1 protein-coding gene is annotated in these 650 nt (G+C 57.1%); it reads left to right on the top strand.

Annotated elements, in window-relative coordinates:
* Positions 1-89: 89 nt before the first annotated feature.
* The coding region (locus A3730_RS06940; protein ID WP_063537784.1) for a 1-(5-phosphoribosyl)-5-[(5-phosphoribosylamino)methylideneamino] imidazole-4-carboxamide isomerase at positions 90-650 on the top strand (561 nt) is incomplete at its 3' end.

The following is a 650-nucleotide window of genomic DNA, read 5'->3' as shown; positions in this document are numbered from 1 at the left end:
CAACTGACAGTTGATAGTGGACAGTTGACAGCGATAAACCCGTTTCATCCGTTGCCTTCCTGTATGGCAGCCCAGTTTGAGAAATCACTATGCTTTTGATTCCTGCCATCGACCTGAAAGACGGAAAATGTGTTCGCCTGAAGCAGGGTCGTATGGAAGACGACACCGTGTTCTCCGATGACCCGGTTGCCGTGGCCAGCCACTGGGTGGAGCGTGGTGCCCGCCGTTTGCATCTGGTCGACCTGAATGGCGCCTTTGCCGGTGAGCCGGTGAATGGCGAGATCGTCAAGGCGATTGCCAAGGCCCACCCGGATCTGCCAATCCAGATTGGTGGCGGTATTCGTAGCCCGGAAATTATTCAGGCCTACCTGGACGCGGGAGTGCAGTGGGTGATCATTGGTACCAAGGCGGTGAATGAGCCGGCATTCGTCAAAGCCATGTGTGAGCAGTTCCCCGGCCACATCATCGTGGGCCTGGACGCCAAAGACGGCAAAGTGGCTACCGATGGTTGGGCGAACGTGACCGATGTGGATGTGATCGATCTGGCGAAACAGTTCGAGAACGATGGCGTCTCCGCCATCGTCTACACCGATATCAGCCGCGACGGCATGTTGCAGGGCGTGAATGTGGATGCCACCGTGAGACTGGCC

It is taken from the genome of Alcanivorax sp. HI0044 (genome assembly GCF_001634945.1).
This window is presented reverse-complemented; position numbering and strand designations above follow the sequence as displayed.